This window comes from Nonomuraea sp. NPDC047529 (assembly GCF_040642995.1).
In the GTDB taxonomy this organism is placed as follows: domain Bacteria; phylum Actinomycetota; class Actinomycetes; order Streptosporangiales; family Streptosporangiaceae; genus Nonomuraea.
Window position 1 is genome coordinate 98,808 of sequence record NZ_JBEYTJ010000001.1, and the last position, 16,634, is coordinate 115,441.

The window sequence follows — 16,634 nt, forward strand, 5'->3', positions numbered from 1 at the left end:
TCTCTTAGTACTTCAGCAGGTTGACGTCGTCGACGGACGCGGACCTGCGGGTTCGGAAGATCGTCACGATGATGGCCAGGCCGACGACGACCTCGGCCGCGGCCACCACCATCACGAAGAACGCGATGATCTGGCCCTCCAGGTTGCCGTTCTGCCTGGCGAAGGTGACGAACGCGAGGTTGCAGGCGTTGAGCATGAGCTCGACGCACATGAACACCACGATCGCGTTGCGCCTGATCAGCACGCCGAGCGCGCCGATCGCGAACAGCACACCCGACAGGATCAGGTAGTGGGTCGTCACTTGGTCACCTCGTTGGTCGTCTCCTCGGCGTCATCCTCGGCCGTGTGCTGGATGGCCTCGGCGAGCTTCGGGTCCTCGGGGAGGTGGCCGTGCTCGACGTCGTAGCGGGCGATGTAGCGGTTGACCGACGACGGCGCGACCGAACCGTCGGGCAGCAGCGCCGGCATGTCGATGGCGTTGCTCCTGGCGTACGTGCCGGGGCCGGGCAGGGCCGAGGGGTTGTCGCTCAGGAACCTGGCGCGCGAGAGGTCCTTCTGCGTGACCTTCTCGGTGAGCTTCTCCCGGTGCGCCAGGACCATCGCACCCAGGGCGGCGGTGATCAGCAGGGCCGAGGTGACCTCGAACGCGAAGACGTACTTGGTGAACAGCAGCAGCGCGATCGAGCGGACGTAGCCGCCCTGCGCCGTGGCCTGTGCCAGGCCCGCCTCACCGGAGAAGATCGCGTTGCCCACCGCCAGGATGATCAGGACGGCGAAGCCGAGGGCCGCGAGGGCACCCCAGAAGCGCTGACCCTTCAGCGTCTCCACGAAGGAGTCGGAGGAGTCGACGCCCACCAGCATGAGCACGAACAGGAACAGCATCATGATGGCGCCGGTGTAGACGATGATCTGCACCGCGGCGAGGAAGGGCGCGTCCTGGACGGCGTAGAGCACCGCGAGGCAGAGCATCACGGTGCCCAGCATCAGCGCTGAGTAGACGGCCTTCCTGTTGAAGACCATGCCGAGCGCCGCGCCGACGGATACGACGGCGAGAACCCAGAATGTGATGGTCTCACCCATTGGTTCGTCCCAGCCGGTAGTAGTCCTCTTCGGTCTCACCGAGCCGCATGGGGTGGGGCGGCTGCTCCATGCCCTGCGTCAGGGGCGCGAGGAGCATCTCCTTGGTGAAGATGAGGCTCTCGCGGCTGCTGTCGGCGAGCTCGTACTCGTTGGTCATGGTGAGCGCGCGGGTCGGGCAGGCCTCGATGCACAGGCCGCACAGGATGCACCGCAGATAGTTGATCTGGTACGTGCGCCCGTAACGCTCACCCGGCGAGAAGCGCTCCTCGTCGGTGTTGTCCGCGCCCTCGACGTAGATCGCGTCCGCCGGACACGCCCACGCGCACAGCTCGCACCCGACGCACTTCTCCAGCCCGTCCGGCCAGCGGTTGAGCTGGTGACGACCATGGAAGCGAGGAGCCGTCGGCTTCTTGACCTCCGGGTAGTTGGTCGTGACGGGCTTCTTGAACATCGTGTGGAAGGTGACCCCGAAGCCCTTGACGGGGTTCAGCCAATCAGTTAGTCCCACTGGGAATCTCCTTGTGCTGCACCCCGTGGTAGTGCGGCAGATCGAGCGGCGGCACAGGGAAGCCGCCGGCCGTCGGCTCGTCGGACAGTTGCTCGAACTCGGCCTCCACCTCGGCCTTGCGCGCCTCCTTGCGCCGCTGGTTGACGGTGTCGAACCGCATCCAGATGGCCAGCGCGCCGACCACGATGACCGCGCCGATCACGATGCCGACCGTCTTGTTGCCCTCGTTGACGACCACGTTGCGAGCCGCGGCGACGAGCAGGATCCAGGCCAGGTTCACCGGGATCAGCACCTTCCAGCCCAGGGACATGAGCTGGTCGTAGCGCACGCGCGGCAGCGAGGCACGCACCCACACGATGAAGCTGAAGGTCAGCACGAACTTGATGAAGAACCACAGCACCGGCCACCAGCCCGTGTTGGCGCCGTCCCACAGGGAGATCGGCCACGGGGCCCGCCAGCCGCCCAGGAACAGGGTGACCGCGATGCCCGAGGCGGTGAAGGTGTGCAGGTACTCGCCCATCATGATGAGGGCGAACTTCAGGGACGAGGAGTACTCGGTCTGGAAGCCGCCGACCAGCTCGCCCTCGCCCTCGGGCAGGTCGAACGGGATACGGGCGGCCTCGCCGAACATGCAGATCACGTAGATCACGAACGACGGGATCAGCAGGAAGACGAACCAGCCCTGCTCGCCCTGCGCCTTGACGATCTCGGAGGTGGACAGCGTCCCGGCGAACAGGAAGATGGCCACGAACGACAGGCCCATCGCGATCTCGTACGAGACCACCTGCGCCGCCGACCGCAGACCGCCCAGCAGCGCGTACGGCGAGCGCGACGACCAACCGGCCAGCACCACGCCGTAGACCGAGATGGCGCCCATGGCCAGCATGAACAGCACCGCCACCGGCAGGTCGACGAGCTGCAGCGGCGTCTGCACGCCGAACAGGTTGACCATCGGCGCGAACGGCACGATCGAGAAGGCCAGGAACGCCGGCACGACCATGATCACGGGGGCCAGCAGGTAGAGCACCTTGTCCACGGTCCGCGGGAAGATGTCCTCCTTCAGACCCATCTTGATGCCGTCGGCCACCGACTGGAGCAGACCGAACTTGCCGGCCCGGTTGGGGCCGTAGCGGTGCTGCATCCGCGAGATCAGCTTGCGCTCGTACCAGACGCCGAACAGGATGCCCAGCATCAGGAAGGCGAACAGCATCACGGCCTTGATGATGGTGATCCACAGCGGGTCCTTGCCGAAGTCGGCAAGGGTGGGATCGGCCGCGAGAACGTGGGTCATGATGCGCTCCCGATGGTGACGATGTCGCCGGCCAGCGCGCGCAGGTCGCGCGTGACCGAGCAGCCGCCGGAGTTCGCCGGCACCCAGACCACCCGGTCGGGCAGGTCGGCGACGCGGACCGGCAGCGTGACCGCGTTGGGGCCGGGGCCGCCGACGACGAGCTTGTCGCCGTCGATGACGCCGATCTCGGCCGCCGTGGCCGCCGACACCAGCGCCTCGGTGGCGCGGGCGGTGCCGGCCAGGTACGGCTCGCCGTCCTGGAGCCTGCCCTCGTCGAGCAGCAGGTGCCAGGTCGCCAGCAGCGCCTCACCGACCGCCGGGGCGGCCTGGGCGCGGGTGGCGGTGCTCGGCGCGGCGACGCGGGCCCCGCGCCAGGCGCCGAGGCTGCCCAGCTCGCGGCGGACGGCCTTGGCGTCCGGCAGGCCGAGGTGCACGTCCATGCGGTCGGCGAGGTTGCCGATGACGGCCAGGTCGCTCTGGATGCCGGGCACGCGCAGCGGCGCCTCGAACGAGCGGCCCCTGCCCTCCCAGTTGACGAACGTGCCGCCCTTCTCCTGCACGGCCGCGACCGGCAGCACCACGTCGGCGCGGTCGGTGACGGCGCTGGCCCGGATCTCCAGGCTGACGATGAACGGCGTGTTCTCCAGCGCCTCCAGCGCGGCGGCGGGGTCGGCCAGGTCGTGCGGGTCGACGCCGGCCACGACCAGCGCGTCGATCTCACCGGTACGGGCGGCGGCGATGATGCCGTCGGTGTCACGGCCGGGGACGGCGGGCAGCGAGCCCACGTTCCAGACCCTGGCGACCTCGGCCCTGGCGCCCTCGTCGTCCACCGGACGGCCGATCGGCAGCAGGTTCGGCAGCGCGCCGGCTTCGAGCGCGCCGCGCTCACCGGCCCTGCGCGGCACCCAGGCCACCCGGACGCCGGAGCCGGCGCCGAGGCGGACCAGGGCGGACAGCGCGCCCGGCACGGTGGCCAGCCGCTCGCCGGCGAGCACGATCGTGCCCTCGGCCAGCGTGCCGACCAGCTCGCCGATCGCGTCGGCCTCGGCCCCTGGGGCGGTGGCGATGAGCGTGCCGCCCATCTTGGCCAGCCCGGCGGAGGCGAACGGCGCGATGGCGGTGACCTTCAGGCCCTTCTTCTGCCACGCCTTGCGCAGGCGCAGGAAGACGATCGGCGACTCCTCCTCGGGCTCGAACCCGACGAGCAGCACGGCCGGGGCCTTCTCAAGGTCGGTGTAGCTGATCTCGATGCCCTTGCCGGCGACCGCGTGCGCCAGGAACTGCGCCTCCTCGGCGGAGTGCGGGCGGGCGCGGAAGTCGATGTCGTTGCTGCCCAGGGCGACCCGGGCGAACTTGCTGTAGGCGTAGGCGTCCTCGACCGTGACCCGGCCGCCGACCAGCACGCCGGCCCTGCCGCGGGCGGCGGCCAGACCCTCGGCGGCGACCGCCAGCGCCTCCGGCCACGAGGCGGGCACGAGCACGCCTTCCTCGTTGCGCACCAGAGGCGTCTTGAGCCGGTCGGGCTGGGTGGCGTAGGAGAAGGCCCAGCGGCCCTTGTCGCAGTTCCACTCCTCGTTCACCTGCGGGTCGTTGCCCGCCAGGCGGCGGGTCACCCGGCCGCGCCGGTGGTCGGTGCGCAGGGAGCAGCCCGACGCGCAGTGCTCGCACGCGCTGGGCGTGGAGACCAGGTCGAACGGGCGCGCCCGGAACCGGTAGGCCGCGCCGGTGAGCGCGCCGACCGGGCAGATCTGCACCGTGTTGCCGGAGAAGTAGGAGTTGAACGGCTTGCCGTCGGCGACCCGGACCTGCTCCTTGGCGCCGCGCTCGAAGAACTCGATGAGCGGGTCGCCGGCGATCTGGTCGGAGAAGCGGATGCAGCGGGCGCACTGGACGCAGCGCTCACGGTCGAGCAGCACCTGCGTGGACAGCGGCAGCGGCTTGGGGAACGTGCGCTTCTGCTCCTGGAACCGCGACTCACCCTGGCCGTTCGACATGGCCTGGTTCTGCAGGGGGCACTCGCCGCCCTTGTCGCAGACCGGGCAGTCGAGCGGGTGGTTCATCAGCAGCAGCTCCATGGCCCCGCGCTGCGCCTTCTCGGCGACCGGCGAGGTGAGCTGGGTCTGCACGACCATGCCCTCGGCGACCTCGATCGCGCAGGACGGCTGCGGCTTGGGGAAGCCGCGGCCGTTGCCCGCGTCGGGGATGTCCACGAGGCACTGGCGGCAGTTGGCCGCCGGGTCGAGCAGCGGGTGGTCGCAGAACCGGGGGATCTGGATGCCCAGCAGCTCGGCGGCCCTGATGATCAGGGTGCCCTTGGGGACACTGACCTGGAACCCGTCGATGGTGAGGGTCACCAGGGTGATTTCTGTTTCTACGACGGTCACTGCTCACCCCAGAGAGTGGACTTCTTCGGGTCGAACGGGCAGCCGCCGATCTCGAAGTGCTTGAGGTACTCCTCGCGGAAGTACTTCACCGAGGAGTGGATCGGGCTGGTCGCGCCGTCGCCGAGGGCGCAGAACGAGCGGCCGAGGATGTTGTCCGCGATGTCGGTGATCGTGGCCAGGTCCTCCTCGGTGCCCTGGCCCTTGTCCAGGCGCTTGAGCACCTGCTTGAGCCAGTACGTGCCCTCGCGGCACGGCGTGCACTTGCCGCAGGACTCGTGGGCGTAGAACTCGGTCCAGCGCAGCACCGTGCGGACCACGCAGGTGGTCTCGTCGAAGATCTGCAGCGCGCGGGTGCCGAGCATCGAGCCCTTGGCGCCGACGGCCTCGAAGTCGAGCGGCACGTCGAGGTGCTCGTCGGTGAAGATCGGCGTGGAGGAGCCGCCCGGGGTCCAGAACTTGAGCTGGTGCCCTTCGCGGATGCCGCCGGCCATGTCGAGCAGCTCGCGCAGCGTGATGCCGAGCGGGGCCTCGTACTGGCCGGGCCTGGTGACGTGGCCGCTGAGGGAGAAGATGCCGAAGCCCTTGGACTTCTCGGTGCCCATCGAGGCGAACCAGTCGGCGCCGTTGCTGATGATCGAGGGAACACTGGCGATCGACTCGACGTTGTTCACGACAGTCGGTGAGGCGTACAGGCCCGCCACGGCCGGGAACGGGGGCTTGAGTCGCGGTTGACCTCTGAAGCCCTCCAGCGAGTCGAGCAGCGCCGTCTCCTCGCCGCAGATGTACGCGCCGGCGCCGCTGTGCACGACGAGTTCCAGGTTGTACCCGGAGCCGAGGATGTCCTCGCCCAGGAAACCCTTCTCGTACGCCTCGCGCACGGCCGCGTGCAGCCGGCGGATGACGTGCAGCACCTCGCCGCGCACGTAGATGAAGGCGTAGTTGGCCCTGATCGCGAACGCGGTGATGATGACGCCCTCGACCAGCGAGTGCGGGTTGGCCATCATCAGCGGGATGTCCTTGCAGGTGCCCGGCTCCGACTCGTCGGCGTTGACGACGAGGTAGTGGGGCTTGCCGTCACCCTGCGGGATGAATCCCCACTTCATGCCGGTGGGGAAGCCGGCGCCGCCGCGGCCGCGCAGGCCGGAGTCCTTGACCGCCTGGATGACGGCGTCGGGGTCCATGCCCAGCGCCTTCTTGGCCGCCTTGTAGTCACCGCCGTAGCCGTCGAGGGTGAAGGAGTCGGCCTGGTCCCAGTTGGCCGTCAGGACCGGGGTCAGTGTGGTGCTCATGCCTCGGGGGCCTTCCATCCGTTGGCCTTGGCCACCTTCAGGCCCTCCAGCGAGGGGCCGGCGGCCGACGGGCCGTCGCCCGCCTGGTCGTCGGGCAGGCCCGCGAGCACGCGCGAGGCCTCCTTGAAGGTGCAGAGCTTCTTCGGTCCGCGGGTCGGCCGCACGTCCTTGCCGTCACGCAGGTCGTCGACGAGCTGCTTGGCCGAGGCGGGCGTCTGGTTGTCGAAGAACTCCCAGTTGACCATCATGACCGGGGCGAAGTCGCAGGCCGCGTTGCACTCGAGGCGCTCCAGCGAGATCTTGCCGTCGCCGGTGGTCTCCTCGTGGCCGACGCCGACGTGCTCGGACAGCTCGTCCCAGATCTGGTCGCCGCCCATGACGGCGCACAGCGCGTTGATGCAGACGCCGACGTGGTAGTCGCCGGCCGGCTTGCGCTTGTACATCGTGTAGAAGGTGGCCACGCCGGTGACCTCGGCCTTGCTCAGGCCCAGCATCTCGGCGCAGAACTCCTTGCCGTCGTCGGAGACGTAGCCGTCGGCCGACTGCACGAGGTGGAGCAGCGGGAGCAGCGCGGACCGCGTCTTGGGGTAGCGGCCGATGATCTCCTTGGCGTCCTGTTCCAGACGCTCCCGGACTTCCGGTGAATAAGTCACCGGTCCACACCTCCCATGACGGGGTCGATAGAAGCCACCGCGGCGATCACGTCGGCGACCTGGCCGCCCTCCGCCATGGCGGGGAAGCCCTGCAGGTTGCAGAAGGAAGGCTCACGGAAGTGCACGCGGTACGGGCGGGTGCCGCCGTCGCTGACGACGTGCGCCCCGAGCTCGCCCTTGGGCGACTCGATGCTCGCGTACGCCTGGCCGGCCGGGACCCGGAAGCCCTCGGTCACCAGCTTGAAGTGGTGGATCAGGGCCTCCATCGAGCTGCCCATGATGTGCGCGATGTGATCGGGCGAGTTGCCGAAGCCGTCGGGGCCGAGCGCGAGCTGCGCGGGCCAGCCGATCTTCTTGTCCTCGATCATCACCGGGTCGCCCTTGAGCGGGCCGGCGATGCGGTCGAGAGCCTGCTCGACGATCTTGAGCGACTCCTCCATCTCCCGCATGCGCACCAGGTAACGCGAGTAGACGTCGCAGCCGCGCTCGGTGGCGACCTCGAACTCGTACGTCTCGTAGCCGGAGTAGGGCTGCGACTTGCGCAGGTCCCAGGGCAGCCCGGCGGCGCGCAGGATGGGGCCGGTGATGCCGAGCGCCATGCAGCCGGTCAGGTCGAGGTAGCCGACGTCCTTGGTGCGGCGCACGTAGACGGGGTTCTCGTCGAGCAGCTTGCGGATGTCCTTGATCCGCTTGGGCATCTCCTTGAGGAACTCGCCCACCTTGTCGACCGCGCCCGCGGGCAGGTCGACGCTCACGCCGCCCGGCCTGACGTAGGCGTGGTTCATGCGCAGACCCGTGATGTACTCGAACAGGTCCATGATCATTTCACGGTCGCGGTAGCCGAACAGGAACGGCGTGGTCGCGCCCAGCTCCATGCCGAACGTGCCCATCGCGACCAGGTGCGAGGCGATGCGGTTGAGCTCCATCATCATCACGCGGATGGCCTGCGCCCGCTCGGGCACGCGGTCGGTGATGCCGAGCAGCTTCTCCACACCGAAGCAGTACGCGGTCTCGTTGAAGATCGGCGAGAGGTAGTCCATGCGGGTCACGAACGTGGTCCCCTGGGTCCACGTCCGGTACTCCATGTTCTTCTCGATGCCGGTGTGCAGGTAGCCGATGACGCTGCGCGCCTCGGTGACCGTCTCACCGTCGAGAGTCAGGACCAGGCGGAGCACGCCGTGCGTGGACGGGTGCTGCGGGCCCATGTTGACGACCAGGCGCTCTTCCTCGGTGTCGCGCGCTCCGCCGACGACCTCGTCCCAGTCTCCGCCGGTGACCGAGTAGACCTTGCCCTCTGTCGCCTCGTCATAAGCGGTGCTCATGAGTAAGACCTCCTCTGGTCCGGCGAGGGGATGGTGGCGCCCCGGTACTCGACCGGGATGCCGCCGAGCGGGTAGTCCTTGCGCTGCGGGTGACCGTCCCAGTCGTCCGGCATCATGATCCGGGTGAGCGACGGGTGACCGTCGAAGACGATGCCGAAAAAGTCGTACGTCTCCCGCTCATGCCAGTCATGACCAGGGTAAACGCCCACGGTGGATGGAATGTGCGGGTCGCTGTCCGGTGCGCTCACCTCCAGGCGCACGCGCCTGTTGTGGGTGATCGAGCACAGGTGGTAGACGGCGCGCAGCTCCTCGCCCTTCAGGTGCGGGTAGTGCACCCCGGACACGCCGAGCGACAGCTCGAACCGCAGGGCCGGGTCGTCGCGCAGCTTCTGGCAGACCTCCACCACGCGCTCGCGGCGCACGTGCAGCGTCAGCTCGCCGCGGTCGACCACGACGCGCTCGATGGCGTCGTCGAGGGCGAGGGCGTCGACGAGCTCGTCGAAGTAGCCGCCGTACGGGCGGGGCGTGGAGATCTGCGGCGCCCGGCGGACGACGAGGCCGCCGTAGCCGGAGGTGTCGCCGGAGTCGTGCGCGCCGAACATGCCGTGCCGGGCGACGGGCGCCTCGGGGACGGCCGGGACCGAGGCGGCCTCGGGGGCCTCCCCGCTCTCCGGGCTCCCGGGAAGGTGGTCGGGCGAGGTCACTTTCCGGCCCCCTGGTCGATCAGCGGCAGCGTGCGCAGCGCCCGCAGTTCGAGGTCCTCGATCTGCTTGGCGCGGTGAGCGCCGAACTTCATGTTCTGGATCTTGTCGTGCAGCTTCACGATCGCGTCGATCAGCATCTCCGGCCGCGGCGGGCAGCCGGGCAGGTAGATGTCGACCGGCACGACGTGGTCGACGCCCTGCACGATGGCGTAGTTGTTGAACATGCCGCCGCTGGAGGCGCACACGCCCATGGCGATGACCCACTTGGGCTCGGCCATCTGGTCGTAGATCTGCCGCAGGACGGGCGCCATCTTCTGCGACACGCGCCCGGCGACGATCATGAGGTCGGCCTGGCGGGGAGACGCCGAAGCGCGCTCCATGCCGAAGCGCGCCAGGTCGTAGTGGGGGCCACCGGTGGCCATCAGCTCGATGGCGCAACATGCGAGGCCGAACGTGGCCGGCCACACGGAGCTCTTACGCGCCCATCCGGCGGCCGCTTCGACCGTGCTGAGGATGAACCCGCTGGGGAGTTTCTCTTCAAGTCCCATTTTCAGTCCCAGTCCAGACCCTTGCGGCGCCACACGTACGCGTAGGCGACGAGCACGGTGACGATGAACAGCAGCATCTCGACCAGCGCGAACAGTCCGAGGCCGGACGCGATGACGTCGCCCGCGTCGTTCTTCAGCGGTGCGAAGGAGACCGCCCACGGGTAGAGGAAGATGATCTCGATGTCGAACACGATGAAGAGCATCGCGGTGATCATGTATTTGAGCGGGAACCGTCCGCCACCGACCGGCTGGGGCGTCGGCTCGATGCCGCATTCATAGGCGTCAAGCTTCGCGCGGTTCCAGCGCTTGGGACCGGTGAAGGGAGCGATGGCGACCGAGAAGATCGCGAAGCCCCCCGCGAGAACGGCGAGCACCAGGATGGGCACGTAAAGGTCCATCGCTACGCCTCCTCTGGAGTCGCCGCGCGCGCGGGCGCGCAGCTTGATGTGTCTGTCGTGGGAATCATGCTGGTGGGGCGACCTTCGAGAGTGCGTTGATGATCATGTCGGACGCATCGCCTCGCCGGTCGGTGAGATTACCAAGGAGTTTGAGCGCGAAGCGCATCAGCCTCGGGTGAGGCAGGCCGTGCCTGGTCCCGAAGCGCATCACACCCGGCTTCCCAATCGCCTCGACGAACAACCTCCCTAGTGTGAAGTAGCCGCCGTAGGCGTCCTTCATCACCTGGGGGTAGGTCCTCAGGATCCGCTCGCGCTGTGCGGGAGTGGTGTCCTTGAGGGCCTTCGCGATGATCTCGGCGGCGATCTCGCCGGTCTCCATGGCGTAGGCGATGCCCTCGCCGTTGAACGGGTTGATTGACCCGCCGGAGTCACCCACGAGGATAAGACCCCGCGTGTAGTGCGGCTGCCTGTTGAAGGCCATCGGGAGAGCGGCGCCGCGGATGGGGGCCGTCATGTTCTCCTCGGTGAAGCCCCAGTCGGCCGGCATGGCCTTGCACCAGCGCTTCAACAGGTCGCGGTAGTCGATGTTGCCGAACTGGGCGCTGGTGTTGAGCAGCCCGAGCCCGACGTTGGCGGTGCCGTCGCCGACGCCGAACACCCAGCCGTAGCCGGGCAGCAGCGTGTCGCCGTCCCACAGCTCCAGCCAGGTCTCCAGGTAGTCGTCGTCGTGGCGGGGGCTCTCGAAGTAGGTGCGGACGGCCACGCCCATGGGCCGGTCCTCCCGCTTGTGCAGGCCCATGCCGATCGCCAGGCGGGTGCTGTTGCCGTCGGCCGCCACGACCACCCGGCTGCGGTACGTCGCGCCGTCCTTGGTGCGCACGCCGACGATGTGCCCGCTGCGGTCGTCGAGCACCGGCCCGGTCACGGTGACGCCCTCCATGAGGCGCACGCCGTTCTTGACCGCGTTGGCCGCGACGATCTGGTCGAAGTCCTTGCGGGTGCGGACGAGCCCGAAGTCGGGGAAGCGCTCCAACTGCGGCCAGTCGAGCTCGAAGCGGTGGCCGCCGCCGACGACGCGCAGGCCCTTGTTCCTGATCCAGCCGGGCGCGTCGATGTCGACGCCCATGTTGAGCAACTGCTTGACGGCACGCGGCGTCAGGCCGTCGCCGCAGACCTTCTCGCGGGGGAACCTGGTCTTCTCCAGGAGGAGCACGTCGAGACCGGCCTGAGCGAGGTAAAAGGCGGTTGCGGAACCGGCGGGACCGGCGCCGACGACGATGACGTCGGCGTCAGCCTGTATGGCTGGTGGCACGGTCACTGGACTGTCCTGTCCTACACGCTCGAAGGCCTCGGGGTCTTGCGCCTTCGTTCCTTTGTGAACCCCTTCACAAACTTGTCGGCCCGCAGTCTACTGCTTTTCCTGTACATAGTGGCAGTCGGGGTACGCATCCCGGACACAAGAAGACCCTCCGTCGTCAACGAAGGGCCTCGCACGAGAGCGTCAGACTTCGACCCCGGCGTTGCGCACTCCGCCGAGGAACGCCCGCCACTCACCGGGCGTGAAGGACAGAACCGGACCGGAGGGGTCTTTCGCGTCACGCAACAGCACCTCACCGGTTGTGCTCCGGGTAAACTCGACGCACTCGCCGGCGGCCGCGCTGAGACTGCTCCTGCGCCATCCGTCCGGTGAGACAGTGAGGCCTCATCGGACGGACTACCTCCTGAGTCTCATTGGTCTGGACCAATGACGGTAGCCAACAGAAGATCGGCTGAGCCCGCAAGACACGCCGCGATAACCATGTCGTTACAATTGATCTGCCAACGACGCGGTGAATTCGGAGCCTTTCGCGCCCGTCGTCGCGGGCCACGGCGAGCAGCAGGTCGCCGCGCTCCGCCGGTGCCGTGGTGCCGCAGCAGCCTGGCGACGTCCTTCTCGGACGGCGCCACCTGCCCGTTCTCCATCGGCGAGCTCCCGGCGGCGGAGTGCCGGATTGATTTCTCCGATCACCCGGGCTCCTTCCGGGAATTCGAGGAGATATGCCCAGAATGAGCAATCCCGGAAAGAGCCCCCGTCGTCATCCCGGCGGGAATTGCACGAGGTCTCCCTCAGAGCAACCCGCAAAGGCGAAAGCGGGCAGAAAGGCGCAAGCCGAATCCCTGAACTCCGGCCAGGCAGGACCGGGCCCGGTCAGGCGGGCTTGAAGGCCCTGTGCACGGCGACGATGCCCATCGAGAGGTTGCGCCAGGCGACCCGCTCCCAGCCGGTGTCACTGATCGTCCGGGCCAGCGTCCGCTGGTCGGGCCAGTCCCTGATGGACTCGGCGAGGTAGTCGTAGGAGTCGTCGTTGGAGCCGAACACCCCGGCCACCTTGGGCAGGAACTTCATCAGGTACTCGCGGTAGACCAGGTCGAACGGCGCGAACGTCACGTGCGAGAACTCCAGGATCACCAGCCGCCCGCCCGGCCTGGTCACCCGGAGCATCTCGCGCAGCGCCTGCGAGGTGTCGTGCACGTTGCGCAGCGCCACCGAGATCGTCACCGCGTCGAAGACGCCGTCCGCGAACGGCAGCCGCATCGCGTCACCGGCCACGAAGGGGATGCCGGGCCCGCTCAACGAGTTGCCGCCGTGCCGCCGCACGCCCGTGCGCAACATGCCGAGGGAGAAGTCGGAGGCCACCGCGCGGGCGCCGAGGCTGGTGAAGCTGTCGGTGGAGGTGCCGGTGCCCGCCCCCAGGTCGAGCACGACCTCGCCGGGCCCCGCGTCGACGGCGGCGGCCACGGCCTTGCGCCAGAGCCTGACCTGCCACAGCGAGGCAACGTCGTTGACCAGGTCGTAGCGCCGGGCGGTGCGATCGAACATCGCCGCGACCTCGTCCGGCTGCTTGTCCAACTGAGCGCGCGTCATGCGGACAAGAGTACTCACGCGGCCGGCGGGGTTTTCGCCGGGCGTTACGGCCTTTGACCAGCTACCGCCGGGTGGACGGGCGGACCCACGGCGAGCCCGGCCCTTACGGCAATTCACGCAAAGTAACGGCACCACTACCGCACGTCTGCTAGTTGTTGGTGAATGCTTGCCCGTGTCGCCCTTGCGGCGATCATCGCTTCGGCCCCCGTGGCGCATCCCCGCGTGGTCTCGGCCGACCCGGTCGACAACACCCCCCACGTCCTCGACGGCATCGTCAACGCCATCGCGCTGGTCGGCGGCACCGTCGTCGTCGGCGGCTCGTTCAGCGAGGTCGGCGACGCCGCCCGCACGTACACACTGCGCCGGGCCAACCTGTTCGCCTACGACCTGGCGACCGGCCGCATCCTGCGCGACTTCGCGCCGTCCGTCGCCGGCCCGGTCTACGGCCTGGCCGCCGGCGACCACGGCACGGTCTACGTGGGCGGCGCCTTCCCCGGCGTCAACAACACCGGCGCCCGCGCGCTGGCCCGGATCAGCCTCGCCGACGGGCAACTCGTCAGCGGCTTCTCCCCCCGCGTCGAGGGCGGCATGGTCACCACCCTCGTCAGGAACGGGTCCAAGCTCTACGTCGGCGGCGACTTCGTCCGGCCGCGCGTCGCCCTGGCCGGGCTCGACGCCGCGACAGGCGTGGCCGACCCCGGCTTCGTCATCACGCCGGGCGAGCCGCTGACGCCCAGGGTGAAGGTCCAGGCCCTGGCTCTGTCGGGGAGCAGGCTGGCGGTCGACGGCTCGTTCACCATGCTCGGCGGGAAGTCGCGCCCGCAGCTCGGGCTGGTCGACGTCAGCGGGCCCGTGGCCAGGGTCGCCGACTGGCGCACCGAGATCTACGCGCAGCGCTGCGCCGAGCCGTTCCCCTCCTACGTGCGCGGCCTGGACTTCTCCCCCGACGGCCGCTATTTCGTGGTCGTCACGACCGGGGGCCCGAGGGGTCGCATGTGCGACACGGCCGCCCGGTTCGAGACGTACGCGACGGGTTCGGACATCAGGCCGACCTGGACCAACGCCACCGGCGGCGACTCGCTCTACGCGGTCGCGGTGACCGGCTCAGCGGTCTATGTCGGCGGCCATCAGCGCTGGCTGAACAACCCGCAGGGCCGCGACTCGGCCGGCCCGGGAGCGGTCCCCCGCGAGGGCATCGGCGCCATTCATCCGTCCACCGGAAAGGCGCTCGCCTGGAATCCCGGCCGGGAGCGCGGCATCGGCGTGAAGGCATTTCTGGCGCACAAGACAGGGCTACTAGTCGGTAGTGACACAACGCGACTCGGACGGGAGTACCATGCCCGGATTGGCATGTTCCCCCTGCCCTAGTCGCCCTGCGGCTTCGGGCGATCGATCTTGTTGCTGAGGCGTTGGCTGACGGCGTCACGCTGCCTCGACAGCAACACGTAGCTGGCTACGCCGCTGATCACGAAAGCGGCTGCGAGCAGGATCAGCGGGTTTTGCAGGCCGACGAGGTAGAGAACACCCAGGGTCACGACAAACAGGCCGATCCGCGACGCGGTGTAAACGAGAACGGGATGCACAGGTTCGAGGTTACTCGTCCCTGGGTAGCGGTCGCTCTTCGCATCGGACGCGAGCGCTGCTACTGTTCCCAGTAAGGGTGTTTCGTAAAGAAACACCCACGAGAGCCCCAAAGAGGCTCTATCATATAACAATCGGGCAGTCAGCTGATAACAACCCGTGATCTTTGTCGAAAACCACGGATAAATCAGGCTTCGCTCGACACACTGGTTACCTGTCCGCCCGCTGGCAGGAAGCGGGATGCGAGGGGGAGAGATTGGTGGAGAGTAGCAGCGAGCGTCTGCTGACCCCAGGAGAGGTTGCCGCCCTCTTCCGGGTAGACCCAAAGACGGTTACGCGCTGGGCTGCGGCAGGCCGCATCAGCAGTATCCGCACCCCCGGAGGGCACCGGCGCTTCCGCGAGTCGGAAGTGCACGCCCTTCTTAGAGGCGAGGACGTTCTCACGGCCGACAGGCCAGCAGGTGAGTCCCCGCGCGTCTGACGTTCCGTCTAGTCGGTGATCCTGAGATCCGCCAGGATCACCGCTGGCGGGACCTCAATCCGCCTCACGTCGTGAGGCCGTGAACGAGCGTGCTTCCGGGCCACACCTCCCGAGGGCAAGCACGGGGCGGCGCCAACCGCCGACCGTGGCTGGCGCCCGTCCTCCTCAGGCGTCCTCCTGGCTGGCCTTGAACGCCAGGAACTCGCGTTCGAGGTCGTCGTTCTCCTCCTCCCAGCGACGCCTGCGCTCGGCCGCCTCCTCCTCGGTCAGCGACTCGGGCAGCCACTTGTCGTATTCGGGATCGCCGGGCTGCACGTCCACGTACGCGTTGCCGATCAGACGCCCGTCTTCGCTGGTCAGGCTCTGCGGCACGCGCAAGGTCCCGTCCGCGAGCCGGATCACGTACATGGCTGATCACCTAGATTCCGTAGCGCCGGTTGAAGAAGAGCATGACGTCGAGCGCCATCCGTGTGTCGCCGCCGAGCATGTCCACCAGGGCCGGGCGCTGGCGGGCGGCGATGGCCGCGAAGGCGTCGGCGAAGAACTCCTTGCGGCCCAGGCCGTTGCCCTGGCGGTGGAAGGTCGAGGCCAGCTTGGGGAACGCGTTCTGGTAGAGCTTGAGGAACTCCGGCGAGTCCGACACCCATTCGCCGTGGAGCGAGTCCAGGTCGTCGATGGCGTGCCCGACCTCGTGCATCATCACGTCCGGCGTGGGTGAGGGCCGGTCGCCCACCACGATCTTGCGGTCGCCGTACGCGCCGGCGCAGATGTCCCAGGTGGCCCGGCCCGCCGGGAGCGGCGCGCCGCGTAAGTAGCCCATGTCGTCGAGGTCGGGGACGCCGCCCGCGCCGACGTAGATGCCTTCCAGGCCGGTCGCCAGCAGCTCCTTCAGCCGTTCGGGCAGCCGGGCCAGGCTCTCCACCGCGCGGACGGCGTCCTTGGACGGCGGGCCGTGCCGGGCGTCCCACTGGCGGTGGAGGATCTTCTCCAGCTTGCCGCAGTGGCGCAGGCCGTCGCCGATGGAAGGGGCCTCGGGCCTGTTGGGCTGGGCCCTGGGGGGTGTGTCGTCGAGCTCGAAGTCGTACCAGGTGTAGCGGGGGCGTTCGGCGACCGCCGCGGGCAGGCGTTCCCCGCGCTCGCGCAGCGAGAGGCCGTCCCAGGTCACCTCGCGCCGCTGGGGGGCGCCGGGGCGGGCGAACCGTTCCGGCTGCTGCTCCTTACGCCGCTCCGCGCCGTTGAGCCGCTCTCTCGGGACCTCGGGGCGGCCGTCCCTCCGCCGGGACCAGAAGGAACGGTCCGCGTCCGGAGGAGCCTCGTCGCGCCGCGAGAACAGGTACGACCCGCGTCGCCACCAACGGCCGCGCCGATGTCGGCCCTTGTCGTGAGAAAAGGCCATCGCACCCCTTCACGCCGCGTCCATGCCGAACCGGGTTCCACGGTACGACGCTGATCTTCCCGAGTCATCCGAAACGGGACATCGTCCGACACGA

18 protein-coding genes and 1 pseudogene are annotated in these 16,634 nt (G+C 68.7%); 2 read left to right on the plus strand and 17 right to left on the minus strand.

The window, feature by feature from the left end:
- Positions 1 to 4: 4 nt before the first annotated feature.
- From nuoK to ABZ815_RS00575, 14 genes and pseudogenes are all read right to left on the minus strand, one after another.
- Positions 5 to 301: an NADH-quinone oxidoreductase subunit NuoK gene (gene nuoK / locus ABZ815_RS00510; RefSeq protein WP_125643825.1), complete on the minus strand. Its 297-nt coding sequence runs from the start codon at positions 299 to 301 to the stop codon at positions 5 to 7.
- A complete protein-coding gene (locus tag ABZ815_RS00515) occupies positions 298 to 1,080 on the minus strand; it encodes an NADH-quinone oxidoreductase subunit J (protein WP_357692390.1) in 783 nt (260 codons plus the stop codon). The genes nuoK and ABZ815_RS00515 overlap by 4 nt, the downstream gene beginning before the upstream one ends.
- Positions 1,073 to 1,588, minus strand: coding sequence for an NADH-quinone oxidoreductase subunit NuoI (gene nuoI, locus ABZ815_RS00520; RefSeq protein WP_189646988.1), 516 nt, complete (start codon positions 1,586 to 1,588; stop codon positions 1,073 to 1,075). The genes ABZ815_RS00515 and nuoI overlap by 8 nt, the downstream gene beginning before the upstream one ends.
- Positions 1,575 to 2,879, minus strand: coding sequence for an NADH-quinone oxidoreductase subunit NuoH (nuoH, locus tag ABZ815_RS00525; RefSeq protein ID WP_352322507.1), 1,305 nt, complete (start codon positions 2,877 to 2,879; stop codon positions 1,575 to 1,577). Before nuoH ends, nuoI begins: the two co-directional genes overlap by 14 nt.
- The gene (locus ABZ815_RS00530; protein WP_357692393.1) at positions 2,876 to 5,263 is read right to left on the minus strand and encodes an NADH-quinone oxidoreductase subunit G; all 2,388 of its coding nucleotides are present in this window, start codon (positions 5,261 to 5,263) and stop codon (positions 2,876 to 2,878) included. The genes nuoH and ABZ815_RS00530 overlap by 4 nt, the downstream gene beginning before the upstream one ends.
- A complete protein-coding gene (gene nuoF / locus ABZ815_RS00535; protein WP_357692395.1) occupies positions 5,260 to 6,552 on the minus strand; it encodes an NADH-quinone oxidoreductase subunit NuoF in 1,293 nt (430 codons plus the stop codon). The genes ABZ815_RS00530 and nuoF overlap by 4 nt, the downstream gene beginning before the upstream one ends.
- Positions 6,549 to 7,205, minus strand: a complete 657-nt coding sequence (nuoE, locus tag ABZ815_RS00540; protein ID WP_357692398.1) for an NADH-quinone oxidoreductase subunit NuoE — start codon at positions 7,203 to 7,205, stop codon at positions 6,549 to 6,551. The genes nuoF and nuoE overlap by 4 nt, the downstream gene beginning before the upstream one ends.
- A complete protein-coding gene (locus ABZ815_RS00545; protein ID WP_357692400.1) occupies positions 7,202 to 8,527 on the minus strand; it encodes an NADH-quinone oxidoreductase subunit D in 1,326 nt (441 codons plus the stop codon). Before ABZ815_RS00545 ends, nuoE begins: the two co-directional genes overlap by 4 nt.
- On the minus strand, positions 8,524 to 9,129 hold the full coding sequence (locus ABZ815_RS00550; RefSeq protein WP_357693532.1) for an NADH-quinone oxidoreductase subunit C: 606 nt from the start codon (positions 9,127 to 9,129) through the stop codon (positions 8,524 to 8,526). Before ABZ815_RS00550 ends, ABZ815_RS00545 begins: the two co-directional genes overlap by 4 nt.
- A 98-nt stretch (positions 9,130 to 9,227) precedes the next feature.
- Positions 9,228 to 9,779: an NADH-quinone oxidoreductase subunit B family protein gene (locus tag ABZ815_RS00555; RefSeq protein ID WP_352322512.1), complete on the minus strand. Its 552-nt coding sequence runs from the start codon at positions 9,777 to 9,779 to the stop codon at positions 9,228 to 9,230.
- A gap of 2 nt (positions 9,780 to 9,781) precedes the next feature.
- Entirely contained in the window at positions 9,782 to 10,177 is a 396-nt protein-coding gene (locus tag ABZ815_RS00560) for an NADH-quinone oxidoreductase subunit A (protein ID WP_357692402.1), read from the minus strand.
- Positions 10,178 to 10,241: 64 nt separating this feature from the next.
- The gene (locus ABZ815_RS00565) at positions 10,242 to 11,495 is read right to left on the minus strand and encodes a geranylgeranyl reductase family protein (RefSeq protein ID WP_357692404.1); all 1,254 of its coding nucleotides are present in this window, start codon (positions 11,493 to 11,495) and stop codon (positions 10,242 to 10,244) included.
- Positions 11,496 to 11,678: 183 nt separating this feature from the next.
- Positions 11,679 to 11,798 (minus strand): annotated as a pseudogene (locus ABZ815_RS00570) (DUF397 domain-containing protein); the annotation flags it as partial.
- Between the two features lie 567 nt (positions 11,799 to 12,365).
- Positions 12,366 to 13,082 carry a demethylmenaquinone methyltransferase gene (locus ABZ815_RS00575; protein WP_357692406.1) on the minus strand — a complete coding sequence of 239 codons (717 nt, stop codon included), beginning with the start codon at positions 13,080 to 13,082 and terminating at the stop codon, positions 12,366 to 12,368.
- Between the two features lie 207 nt (positions 13,083 to 13,289).
- On the opposite strand from ABZ815_RS00575, the gene ABZ815_RS00580 reads away from it, so the two are divergent.
- Positions 13,290 to 14,450 carry a hypothetical protein gene (locus tag ABZ815_RS00580; protein WP_357692408.1) on the plus strand — a complete coding sequence of 387 codons (1,161 nt, stop codon included), beginning with the start codon at positions 13,290 to 13,292 and terminating at the stop codon, positions 14,448 to 14,450.
- On the opposite strand, the gene ABZ815_RS00585 is transcribed toward ABZ815_RS00580, so the two are convergent.
- Positions 14,447 to 14,665, minus strand: a complete 219-nt coding sequence (locus ABZ815_RS00585; protein WP_357692410.1) for a DUF4229 domain-containing protein — start codon at positions 14,663 to 14,665, stop codon at positions 14,447 to 14,449. The two genes, ABZ815_RS00580 and ABZ815_RS00585, sit on opposite strands and share 4 nt — an antisense overlap.
- Before the next feature lie 257 nt (positions 14,666 to 14,922).
- On the opposite strand from ABZ815_RS00585, the gene ABZ815_RS00590 reads away from it, so the two are divergent.
- Positions 14,923 to 15,144, plus strand: a complete 222-nt coding sequence (locus ABZ815_RS00590) for a BldC family transcriptional regulator (protein WP_026214226.1) — start codon at positions 14,923 to 14,925, stop codon at positions 15,142 to 15,144.
- 165 nt (positions 15,145 to 15,309) lie between these two features.
- Here the strand turns inward: ABZ815_RS00590 and ABZ815_RS00595 are convergent, their stop codons facing one another.
- Together ABZ815_RS00595 and ABZ815_RS00600 are read right to left on the minus strand one after the other, a co-directional pair.
- Positions 15,310 to 15,552, minus strand: coding sequence for a hypothetical protein (locus ABZ815_RS00595; RefSeq protein WP_357692412.1), 243 nt, complete (start codon positions 15,550 to 15,552; stop codon positions 15,310 to 15,312).
- Between the two features lie 10 nt (positions 15,553 to 15,562).
- Positions 15,563 to 16,540, minus strand: a complete 978-nt coding sequence (locus ABZ815_RS00600; RefSeq protein ID WP_357692414.1) for a hypothetical protein — start codon at positions 16,538 to 16,540, stop codon at positions 15,563 to 15,565.
- Between the last annotated feature and the right edge of the window lie 94 nt (positions 16,541 to 16,634).

Excerpts from the sequence above, each read along its gene's own strand:
- ABZ815_RS00515 (WP_357692390.1), bottom strand. The coding sequence starts at position 1,080 with ATGGGTGAGACCATCACATTCTGGGTTCTCGCCGTCGTATCCGTCGGC.
- nuoH (WP_352322507.1), bottom strand. The coding sequence starts at position 2,879 with ATGACCCACGTTCTCGCGGCCGATCCCACCCTTGCCGACTTCGGCAAG.
- nuoF (WP_357692395.1), bottom strand. The coding sequence starts at position 6,552 with ATGAGCACCACACTGACCCCGGTCCTGACGGCCAACTGGGACCAGGCC.
- ABZ815_RS00545 (WP_357692400.1), bottom strand. The coding sequence starts at position 8,527 with ATGAGCACCGCTTATGACGAGGCGACAGAGGGCAAGGTCTACTCGGTC.
- ABZ815_RS00550 (WP_357693532.1), bottom strand. The coding sequence starts at position 9,129 with ATGTTCGGCGCGCACGACTCCGGCGACACCTCCGGCTACGGCGGCCTC.
- ABZ815_RS00555 (WP_352322512.1), bottom strand. The coding sequence starts at position 9,779 with ATGGGACTTGAAGAGAAACTCCCCAGCGGGTTCATCCTCAGCACGGTC.
- ABZ815_RS00560 (WP_357692402.1), bottom strand. The coding sequence starts at position 10,177 with ATGGACCTTTACGTGCCCATCCTGGTGCTCGCCGTTCTCGCGGGGGGC.
- ABZ815_RS00575 (WP_357692406.1), bottom strand. The coding sequence starts at position 13,082 with ATGACGCGCGCTCAGTTGGACAAGCAGCCGGACGAGGTCGCGGCGATG.
- ABZ815_RS00595 (WP_357692412.1), bottom strand. The coding sequence starts at position 15,552 with ATGTACGTGATCCGGCTCGCGGACGGGACCTTGCGCGTGCCGCAGAGC.
- ABZ815_RS00600 (WP_357692414.1), bottom strand. The coding sequence starts at position 16,540 with ATGGCCTTTTCTCACGACAAGGGCCGACATCGGCGCGGCCGTTGGTGG.